This is a genomic window from Sphaerisporangium rhizosphaerae (genome assembly GCF_042665155.1).
Classification (GTDB): Bacteria; Actinomycetota; Actinomycetes; order Streptosporangiales; family Streptosporangiaceae; genus Sphaerisporangium; species Sphaerisporangium rhizosphaerae.
Map to the genome: position 1 here is coordinate 115,309 of NZ_JBHTCG010000025.1, position 10,685 is coordinate 125,993.

6 protein-coding genes are annotated in these 10,685 nt (G+C 63.4%); 3 read left to right on the forward strand and 3 right to left on the reverse strand.

The features are described from left to right. Nucleotides 1-3 precede the first annotated feature (3 nt). On the reverse strand, nt 4-819 hold the full coding sequence (locus ACFQSB_RS29260; protein WP_380830100.1) for a helix-turn-helix domain-containing protein: 816 nt from the start codon (nt 817-819) through the stop codon (nt 4-6). Between the two features lie 24 nt (nt 820-843). On the opposite strand from ACFQSB_RS29260, the gene ACFQSB_RS29265 reads away from it, so the two are divergent. The 3 genes from ACFQSB_RS29265 (at nt 844) to ACFQSB_RS29275 (ending at nt 2,501) form a co-directional block, all read left to right on the forward strand. Beyond that, nucleotides 844-1,452, forward strand: a complete 609-nt coding sequence (locus tag ACFQSB_RS29265) for an ATP-binding protein (protein ID WP_380830101.1) — start codon at nt 844-846, stop codon at nt 1,450-1,452. 186 nt (nt 1,453-1,638) lie between these two features. Beyond that, nucleotides 1,639-1,770 carry a hypothetical protein gene (locus ACFQSB_RS29270; RefSeq protein WP_380830102.1) on the forward strand — a complete coding sequence of 44 codons (132 nt, stop codon included), beginning with the start codon at nt 1,639-1,641 and terminating at the stop codon, nt 1,768-1,770. Nucleotides 1,771-1,964: 194 nt separating this feature from the next. Next, nucleotides 1,965-2,501, forward strand: a complete 537-nt coding sequence (locus tag ACFQSB_RS29275) for a transposase (protein ID WP_380830103.1) — start codon at nt 1,965-1,967, stop codon at nt 2,499-2,501. A 31-nt stretch (nt 2,502-2,532) separates the two neighbouring features. Here the strand turns inward: ACFQSB_RS29275 and ACFQSB_RS29280 are convergent, their stop codons facing one another. Together ACFQSB_RS29280 and ACFQSB_RS29285 are read right to left on the reverse strand one after the other, a co-directional pair. After that, the gene (locus tag ACFQSB_RS29280) at nt 2,533-2,907 is read right to left on the reverse strand and encodes a hypothetical protein (protein WP_380830104.1); all 375 of its coding nucleotides are present in this window, start codon (nt 2,905-2,907) and stop codon (nt 2,533-2,535) included. Nucleotides 2,908-2,943: 36 nt separating this feature from the next. Continuing rightward, entirely contained in the window at nt 2,944-10,203 is a 7,260-nt protein-coding gene (locus tag ACFQSB_RS29285) for a polymorphic toxin-type HINT domain-containing protein (protein WP_380830105.1), read from the reverse strand. Between the last annotated feature and the right edge of the window lie 482 nt (nt 10,204-10,685).

Consider the following 10,685-nt stretch of genomic DNA (forward strand, 5'->3'; position numbering starts at 1 on the left):
CGACTAGAGCTGCCCGGCGATGTGCCCGATCATTTCGAGGGATTCATCTGGACCGAGCGCCATGGCGCGCAGTTGGTCGAAGACCAAGCCATATCGGTGCACATCCGTATCATCCTCGATGTACAGGCTACTTGCCATGGTCTCGACGTAGACGACAGCAGGATCATGCTTGCCGGGGAATTCCATGATCGAGAACGCGCCCACCACACCCGGATGCGCACCGGCACGGTTCGGCAGCACCTGAATCGTCACGTTGGGCCGCTCGCCCTGTTCCACGAGATGCTTGCACTGCTCGCGCATGACCTCAGACCCGCCGACGACGCGTCTCAGAGCCGCTTCGTCCATGACCACCCACAACTTCAGCGGATCCGGCCGACGTAGCGTCTCCTGGCGGGTCAACCGAATCTCCACCCGACGATCGACTTCCTGGGCCGGGGCGAGAGACATCAACCCCGAACGGATGACGGCGCGGGCGTATGCCTCGGACTGCAACAGACCGTGGATCAGAAGCAGGTCGTAGCGCTTGATCTCGCTGGCCGCCACCTCGAGGCTGATGTAGTTGGCGTACTCGGTGGGGATCGAGTCGTACATGTCCCACCAACCCCGCCGGTGATCGGTACGCGCGAGGGTCAGCAATGCCTCCCGCCTGCTTTCGGGCACCTGGTACAGGTCGAACAGCATCAGCAGGTCTTTCGCTCGTGCACCGACGCGGGCGGTCTCCATGCGGCTCAGCTTCGACGCCGACCAACCGACGACCTCGGCCACCTGATCGCCGGTCAGGCCGGCGCGCTCGCGGAGGACCCGCAGCTCACCCGCCAACCTGCGTCGCCGAACGCTTGGCCCTTGAGCCACTACTCCATCACTCCTTCCGACCTGGCGACAGTCTCGCGCACCGACCTCGACCGGGAGGAGCAGATCAGCGGAGAAGTTGGAGCTGCAATTCTTGCAGTTTCCATGCCGCACCTTCTGCTTCAAGTAATCATTCGATTACTCAGAGAGAGGAGCGACATGGCGGCGGACGGACGGGCGGCGACGGTCAACCTGGTGGGGACGAGGACCTCGGTGCGGCGGGCACGGCAGTTCACGCAGGATCTGCTCGGGGAGGATCATCCGGCGGTGGATGACGCGGTCCTCGCGGTGAGCGAGTTGGTCACCAACTCGCTCAGGCACTCGCGTTCGGGAGAGGTCGGTGGCACGGTCACGTTGACCATCCGGTGGTCGGACACGGCGATTCGCATCGAGGTCACCGACGAGGGGTCCTCGACCAACGCACCCCGCGTACGCGACGAACCGGAGGCCGAGGGCGGACGAGGACTGCAGATCATCAGCGCACTGGCCAAGGAATGGGGCACAAGCCATCACGGTCCGAACGTGACCCTCTGGTGCGACATAGCCATCGTCCGGTGCTCCTCGCCACCAGACCATAAGGCCAGAGACCCCACAGCGCGCTGACGCATGCCGCTGTCAGTCCCGTCGAGCAGCGAGCAATGGCAATCGACGCGGGCCAGTGTGCCGGGCCGGCCCCGCCTGCAGTTGGCCGGAGGCCACAGGGGCGAAGCCTCGGAGAGGACCCCGCCCGAGCCGAAGCTCCCCAGGTACGAGGTGACGACCATACAGCCGAGCGAAGGGAGACGGTAGGTGAGCGACTTTCACGAGTGGGACGCGGTCAAGCGAGAGATCTTCGACGAAGAGGACATCGCGGCGATCGATAAGGGCACCACGGTGATGGTGGCCGTGGCCAAGCTCGCCCAAGTGGTTCGTCGGCGCTGACCAGTGCGGGCGGTGATCAAGCGCAGGCGTAAGACTGCCTTCACTGGCTCCAGCACGCTGACGTCAATCGCTCACACGCTCCAGCGGAACAGCGCCAGCGGTCGCGTCCGAGATGCGGTGTAAAAGTGAACGAGCGTAGTTTGCCGTGCTGAACCGACCAAAGTTCGCACAACGCAAGGACCTACGCTCGTGGCATGCACACTACAGCCCGCCAGGCCATCAGCGCCGAGATCGACGCCCTGTTCACCGAAGGCCGTGACCTGGTCAAGGTCATCGAGGACGTCACCCGTCTCGGTGCCCGCCTGATCATCCAGACCGCAATCGAAGCCGAGGTTGGCGCTTTTCCTCGGCCGCACCCGCAATCAGCGTGCCAACGTCGCCACCAGCGACGAGGCGCACGTCGTACGACCCCGGCACCACAACGGGCACTTCCCGACCACGGTCAAATTAGGCCGGTCACTATCGCCTGGCCCAGACCGCACCGCACCACCGAGAAGTTCGCCTCACGTTTGTTCGGCGTCGGCGCGACCCGTACCAACGCCCTGGAGGCCCTGGCAATCGCCGCCTTCGTGCGCAGCCTGTCGACACATGGAGTTGAAGGTACCCTGGCTGATGCTCTCGGCCTCGATGCCGCCTTGTCTAAATCGACGGCCTCGACCATCTGCCAGGCCATCGTGGCCAAGTACGACGCCTGGTGCCGCTTCGAGGACGCACCCCAGCCAGCACCGTGACGGTACCCTCCTCGAATTCTGATTGTTAACATCATCGCGACGCCGACAATTCGATCGAGTTGACGTCCGGCAGCCCCGAAGGCATACAATCGGTTACCCACGCATATTCAAGTGCGGATATCTTTCCATCCGTCAGCCACAATATAAGTTCTCCCGCAGGCTCGCCGTCCTCGGATTTGACGATTGCGCGCACTGGCACAATATCGTCGGGAATCGGCGCCGCCGGCAGATGATCTGCGACTTTGATGTTGATACTGGGCGATTGGTTATCCGAAGACCACGATCCTGTTACCCATGCATCTTGCAGCTGGCGACGCAACTCCCTTGCTCCCGAAAATTCGAGCGATAGGAGATGCTCAAGAACATCACATTCCTGTTTTGTCAGCTGCCGTTCTCCGGCAATCACTGGACGCCCCCTCTATTGAAGCTCGGCTCTAGGAGATTATCTGTGCATCCCAGGGCGGAATGCGGTACCGATTCGCGGTACCCCTCTGACCATTGCCCCGCGAATCGTTACCCTCACCCCGGCTATCACTCTGGTTACCTCGAAAACGCCGGATTCGGGCAAGTCATCGACATCTGCGAGGCTGTCGACAATTTTTCGCATCAACCCCGAGCGGCCATACTTATCCGTCAGGTCCTTGAAGCCGTGCTTGGCTGGATCAATTACATGCTCAAGCTTCTGTTCTGTATTGGCAGTTTCAAATGCCTTCTGCAAGGCATCCGCACAGGGGATCGCGTTATGTACGAGAACGTCGATCCCGGCTACCGCAACATGGTAGGTGTGAATCTTGTCGATAGTTAGATTGTGAACCTGCTGACTGGTCCGACGGTACTGTCGGACGCTGGTTACTTCAAGCGTGTGACCGCTTGAGGTGCGTAGATGCATGCCAGGCTGCAAGTCGCTTGCGTTCAGCCAGCGACCCTGGTCGTTCACCCAAAAAGGATGTCTGTCGGTTGAGATGATTACGCTGGCCGAGCCCTCGGCATGACCGCCTGCGTGGACCGTGACTTCGACCAAGTCCTTGGTCCCTATGCTACCGATGGTAGCAACCACTGGCTCTGGCGCCGTCTCGCCAGACTGTGGGTCCGTAGCAAGGACTTTGTCGCCCACTTTGACGTCTTCGATCGCCTTGCGCGATCCGTCGGCCATGAGAACTTCTGTGCCAGGCACAAAGCTGCTGCATGCCGCCTTCGCAAGTCGCCCTAAAACTCGTTGTGCAACCTTCAATTCGTCTTTCGCTTTCATCCATCCCTTGAAAGCGCTGATCGCCTCATCAGCGTGCTTCCAGATGGCCTTGGCGAGCGCGATACCCTTTTTCCACTTCCAGGGCATGGCGTATTTGGCACCTAGTTTTGCGACTAGGCCACCAGCGAGAGAGCCGAGGATATTGAGAGCCGTTTCACCACAGGCACTCAGATCTCCCTTAGTCAAGCAGTTGATCCCTGCGGTGATACCGAGTTCGTCAGCGGCGATCTTTCCCAGTGCCAGCAGCGCGTCGAGAAGTTGCTTCTGCCAGCTGTCTGTATGACTCAGAGCAAGCGCTTCTCTGTATTTGGCACATGCCAGGCTATTGGGTTTGCTACATGCGCCAGCGTTACCGTTGTCTGGCTCGGGACGAAGACCGGTTGCATCCGACAGGCCGATTGGATTGTCGGCGGCGTAGCTGTAGGGGTTTGCCCACTGAGATTTGGTTAGGTCCAGCAGTGGGTCAATGGAGACAAATCTGGCAATGGCGGGGTCATAGTAGCGTGCGGAGAGATAGTCTAGGCCAGTCGAGTCGTCTTCAACCTTGCCGAGAAAGCCGTGGTCGGTGAAGGGCAAGTCATCGGTGCCGCGGCGCTTGCCATAGGGAAGGTAGCGTTCCCTATTGAATTGGCCGGTAGCGTCATCGATGGCTAACTGCTGGCTGCCGTGGAGTCCCGATGCCAGCCACTTCACGCCTGTTTCTCCGGTCCGCATTGCTACGGTGGAACCATCTGGGGCGGTGTAGTAACGCTTACCGGTGAGTTTTCCCGCCTCCAGGAGGACGTCCATAGACCCAAGGTAAAGGGTGACCTTGCCGCTAGGGTCGCGGCGGATGAGGCGTTCTCCGTCGGCGTCGTAGACCATCGAGGTGTCCTGGCCATCGATGGTGGCCTTGCTCAATTGGCCGAGCTCGTTCCAGGTAAAGGTGGCTGGAGCGCCCGCGACCGTTCGTGCGATGAGTTGACCGGCGTTGTCGTAGGTGTACGTGTCGGTTCCGCCGCTGGGCCGGTCGATGGAGCTCACCGCGTTTGGCCGGACCGCTGAGGCGCCGGGGGACGGATAGTGGTAGCTAGAGGTCTGGCCATTGTCGGTCAGGGTGGTGAGGTTTCCGGCCGGATCGTATTCGTACTGCTGCTTGTAGGGGTCGACGCCTAGGCCGTCAGCACCGGCGATGCCTGCCGTGCAGGAGGAGGTGGTGGTCCAGGCGTCCGAGAGTCGGTGCAGCCCGTCGTAGAAGAAGCATTCCGACTGGCCCTGGCTGCCGCCCGAAATGGTGGAGGCTGCGTCCAGGACTCTGGTGATCTGGCCTGAGACGTCGTAGAAGAGATGGTCGTCTTGTGCGATCTGAGGGGTGCTGGTATCAGCCTTGGTCGTAGTGGTTATCTTCGACAACCAACCAGTGGAGGTATCCCAGGTCAACGCGCGTTTGATGGCACCTGCGGCTCCGTAGGACCGTTCGGCCAGCTGGGCGGTGGGGGTGTACCGAGTGTCCTTGACATAGCTGAAGCCGCTGCCGTAGTCGGAGGTCAGCCCTTTGGCGAGCCCGAGATCGTTATAGGTCGAGGTGACCTTTTCGGCGGGCAGTCCGCCAGCGGCCGGCATCCCGACCTCGGCCAGGTCGCCAGCGGCGTTGTAGGCAGTGGTGAAGGTGTAGTCGCCGGCGAGAAGGTCTTCAGAGGCGGGGATGGTGAGGGTCGATCCGGTAGGCCGACCCATAGTGTCGTATCCGGTGACGCGGTCGATGTAGGCGTTGCCATTGACGTAGCGGGTTGAGGAAGTCAGTTTGCCCTTGGCCAGGGTGTCGTAGGTCCAAGAAGTCAGTTTGGTTCCGGTGTCAACGTCTCCGGCCCACAATGCGGTCTTGCGGCCCAGGTCGTCGTAGCTGTAGGCAAGCTTTTGGCCATTGCCGTCCTTGGTCCAGCTCAGTCGACCAGCCGCGTCGTAGTGTTCCTCGCCCTCCCCGGCGTCAGGGTCATGTGAGGTGATTCGACGACCGAGGAGGTCATAGGTGAAGCTGCGGACGTTGCCGCCCGCGTCCACCATCTTGGTGATATGACCGTCGACGTCGTAGGTGTAGGAGGTGTCCTTATGGGTGGTGGCGTCGGACCATTCTTCAATCTTCACTACCCGGTCATCAGTATCGGTCCAGTACGTGCTCTTGCCACCGACAGGCGGTTGCACCTCATACCGATCACCGAAGTGCGCAGTGCTGGTTCGGCGCAGCTCAGTCGCACTGCTGTACACCATCTGTGCGATCGCCCGTTCGGCGCCGTCATACACGGTCTTGGACCACTGGGGCACGCTGGAGAAAGAGGGGTTGAGTAGCCCGGTGCCCGCACCGCCGGCGTTGTGTACAGGCTGGGAGACGCTGCTTGTGAGGCCTCGGGGATCGTAGGCGACGGCGGTGACGATGCGTCCGCCTGCCGGGGAGGTCGACTGCTGCTCACGAGCTCGACCAAGCCCGTCGATGTAGGCGTACTGGGAGACCCAGACGGCCGTGCTGCCTGAGCCGGACCGCAGTCTTTTCATTGTGGTCTTCAATGCGGCGGTGGGCTGGCCAAGGTTCCCATCGAAGGGAATGGTGTAGCCGACGCTGGCTGCGGCGGTGCCGCCGCTCTTGGGCTGCTGGGGCGTCCACAACGTAGTGGTACGACCCAAAGCGTCGTACTCGAATAGGGTTTCGTTACCGTTGGCGTCTCGCGTTTGGGTTGGCTGGCCATGGTGAGGCGACAACCAACTGGTCATGGTGTGGCCTAGCGGGTTGGTCGTGACCACGCCGTTCACCGGCCACCCAGTCGACGGGGTGTAGTCAACCTTGGTGCTTTTGTTCGCCACATCAATGGTGGAAGTGATCCGACCGTAGCCGTCGTATCCGGCACCGGTGGTCGCGTACTCCGTGCCGCTGCTATAAACGCGATTCTGGGTCTCGTTGCCGTATGTAGGGGTGCTGGAGGGGCTGGTAGCGCCGTCGTACAGGGTCACGGTGCGGCCGAGAATGGTGCCACTAGTGCAGGCATCTCCAGCCCTACGTTCGACCGTTGCCGGGTAGTCGAGCAGCCATTTGCTGAGGTTTCGGGCATAGGTCTTGGTAGTGCACGTGTTGTCGCTGGCGTCGGCGGTGTTGCCGTAGTCGTTGACCTTGGTGGGCAGGCCGTAGGTGTCGTAGGTGGTGCGCTGGTCGGTGTAGCGGAAGCCGCTGGTGACGGCTTCGCGGGTGACCTGGCGGGTGGTGTTGATGAGCAGGGGGTCGTAGATGCCGGGGCCGTCGCCGGTGGAGACGGTGGTGTACTCGTACCGGGTGGAGCCGATCTCGACGTAGCCGCCCAGGCCCGGGCCGCTGGGAGGCGTGGGAGTCGGGGTGGGCGTGGGCGTGGGGGTGACCGTCGGCTTGACGGTCGGGGTCACCGTGGGTGTTGGCGTCGGGGTGGTGGTGGTGCTGCAGTTGCCGAGGTCTTTCCAGACGCTGGGTGTCTGGTCTGGCTCGGCCCACACGTTGGCGTCCAGGGCTTCCCAGTGGTGGTTCTTGTAGGTGACCCGGTTCCCCTTCACGTAGGGCGTGAACTGCTGCCACGCGGGGTATGTGCAGGCGAATACCGCCTTCTGAGCGGGCAGATTCCCCGCATTGAACAGGTCGCGCAGGCCGCGGAGCAGGGTGCGAGCTGGGGTCAGCGCAGCGGTGATGACATGGGCACCGCTCGGCGCGGTCATCGGTCGTGTATCCGGGTCCCCGCCCGCCGCAAGGGGTCTCGGCTGGAGACCGGACGCCACCGGCAGGGCCTGCGTCCCGGTAGCCGGGAGGGCTTGTGCGCCGGAGGCTGCCGCCGGGGCCGAGCCGTTGATGGTGGTGGCGCGCCAGGTCTGTTCTTGCAGGGTGCGTCCGGCCAGGACGCGGCGGTCGTTGTAGGTGTTGCCTTCGAAGTCGGTGACCTGGCTGTTCTTGGTGGTTCCGTCGGTGCGGGGGTCGTCGTACATGCCGCGGTAGAAGGCGGTGGTGGTGACGCTGTAGTCGTCGGGGCTGGTGCCGGCGCCCTTGATGGTGCGGACGGTCTGGTAGCCGCGGAACTCGTCCCAGTCTTCGGTGAGCACCTTGCAGTAGCCGGTGACCGGTGGGGAGCAGACCACGCCGTTGATGGTGGTGGCGCGCAGGTAGTTGAAGGCGCGTGCCCAGGCCGGGGTGCCGAGGTATTCGTAGCGGGTCGGCATGTCGGGTGAGCCGCCGACCAGGTCGTGGTCGACGGTCTGGGTGACCAGCCACTTCATGTAGACCGCGCGGCTGGTGCGGGCGATGCCGTTGGAGTCGTAGTAGGTGCCCAGTGTGGCCAGGTAGCAGTCCCGGGCATTGGTGTCCCACCCGGTGGTGGGGTATCCGGACGGGGAGGGGCAGGGGTTGGCCTGACCGTAGAAGACGTCGGTGCGCCCGCCGAGCCCGTTGTACACCGAGGAGATGCGCGGCATGCGCAGCCGGGCCTTGGAGCCTCCGTCGTAGTCGGCGCGGTTGTCCAGCAGGGTGGCCTCGAAGTCGACCGGTGGCAGGGCGATGTCGGGGCCGTCACCGGCCAGGCCGACCGGGCGCAGGGTGTCCAGCCACAGCACCGGCCCGGCAGGGGGCAGGCCTTGCAGGGTCTGGGTGTAGACCCATTTGTAGCCGGCCTCCAGCCGGTACACCTGGTCCCACCCGCTGGTGGCCGGGTTGTACACCGAGGTGGTCACGTTGTTCAGCCGCTTGGAGATGTAGAACGCCGGCCCGGGGGTGTCACACGGTTGCAGGACGTCGGGAGGCCCGGAGGGGCAGTTCAGGTCGGTGGGGGTGTCGTTGTCCCACGGTTCGCCCGAGGAGGGCGGAGTACCGCGGTCGACGGTGTTGAAGACCACCTTGGCGGTATGCGTCGAGCCGGCCACCTTGGTGTTACGGCCGTAGGACACTTCCGTCAGGTAACCGCCACGGTCGTAGGCCACGCGGTTGGCGCGGGCGTCCCAGAAGTCGCTGGGCTGGCACAGGGCGCCGACGGTCTTGCAGTACCAGTTCTCCTCGCGGGTGTAGGTGTAGTCGGCCACGTTGCCGTTGGGGTCGGTCTCCTGGTCCAGGTTCCACCGCCAGGTGGCGTTGCACAGCCCCGGCGTGCTGGTCTTGGAGTAGCTGGAGTTGCACGGCTCCCCCGGATCGTCACCCACATAGGCGGTCTGCCAGTTGGAGTCCCGGCGGGCACCGAACCGGTAGGTCGTGCCGTCGACGGTGGTCACCACCCAGGACGACAGCCCGGCCTGGGTGTCCAGTACATAGGCGACCTTCCAGCCGTAGTCCTCTACGGTTTTCCAGGTGCCGCTGGTGCGGTCCTTGACGATCGCGGAGGACTTGCCGTCCACCGACAGCACCAGGTGCGAGGTGGAGTAGTCCGTGGTGGCCGAGTCCCCGTCGTTCTCATCGGGGGACTCCCAGCACTGGTGCTTCCAGTTGACCTGGTCGGGGTTCTTGCTGGTCTCGGCCACATCGTCGGAGCAGGCTCGGAAACGACGTTCGACGAAACCCGTTGAGACATCCCATCCCATACCCGCCACGGACGCCTGGTTGTTGGTGTAGTTGGTCAACCCGTCGATCGCCGAGGAGGAGTACGACAGCGCCAACTGGGGCGCCTTCCCGGCCACGGGCGGAGGGACCGGGATCGGGTAGGAATAGGAGAACCCGCCACCCGACAGTCCCACCTGCCAGGACCCGGCCGCCTTCAGATCGGTCGCGGCGAAGTTCCCCGTCCCTGACCCCGGATCCGCGGCCGCCGCCGTCGCGGCCATCACGTACACCGACCCCTGTGATGGCGAGGTGCCCGACGTGGCCTCCACATCGGCGACCAGGCTCCGCGAAGCCGCGTCATTGCCGCTCGGCACAATGCGTGACTTCTCCGCCGCTTTGACGCATGCCGCGTCCGGCCGCACCGCGAGCAGACAGGCGGGCATCTCGATCAAGCCAAGCCGGGACGCCGCCCCTGCGGGCAACGCCCCGGCGAACCCGGAGTAATCCAAGCTCACTCGCACACGGCCGGGTGTGCTTCCACCATCGGCGCGCGTCACTCGCACCCCCAGCGCGACGCCACCTAGTCGCTTCGCCACGTCGGCGCCCAGCGTCTCCACCCGTACCTTGCCCGGGGAGCCGGTCCCATCGGCCTGAGCCACCGCGACAGGCAGCCCGGGTACCTTGGCCGCACGGGCGGCGACGGTGACCTCGCCCGCTCCGGCGCTGGGCCACACCGGCGCCGAAGCCTGCCGCACCACCGGCGGAGCGTCCTCCACGCCGTGGACGTCGGCGACCCTGCGGATCGGCCTGCCCTCCACGGACTGCTCCTGAGCTGCGGACTCAGGCGAGGAAGGCGACACCAGATCGGTGATGACACCGACACTGGACGCCAACAACACGACTGAAAGAACCGCGAAAAGCCAGATTTGAGCACGCTGAAGGCGCACGCCACATCCTCCGAAAACCCCGTCAACCAGCGGCACCGCGCCCAGCGGCCCGTATAAACCCCGCATAAAGCAAGCCAAACGGGATCATCTTGATCAGCGTCAGCAAACCTGTCAATGCCGAGATCGCCAGCTACTGGATACAGCGAGTTATTTCACCTAGTCGCGGCCAGTGAAGCGCGGTGCCGGAACGCCATAAGGGTCACGACAAATCGTAGCTACATGTAGTCCCTATGAATCGGAGACACATAGGGGACTGGAGGTCAACGCCGTGACCGTGTAACGGCGTTGCATTCGCCCCGTTGCCGCCGGCCTCCTACAGGACCGAGCTCGGCTATCCCAAAAGTTGGGCCAGCGCGAGCTTGTAACTCGTAGTGTGTAAAGCTGATCTTGCTGCTGGTCTTGGTCGTTTTACCTGATGCGACCTGGATAGGCCTCTGCCAGTTCGTTGAGGGCCTCGATCCAGCCGTAGGTCTTGGCGCCTT

Excerpts from the sequence above, each read along its gene's own strand:
- ACFQSB_RS29275 (WP_380830103.1), top strand. The coding sequence starts at position 1,965 with ATGCACACTACAGCCCGCCAGGCCATCAGCGCCGAGATCGACGCCCTG.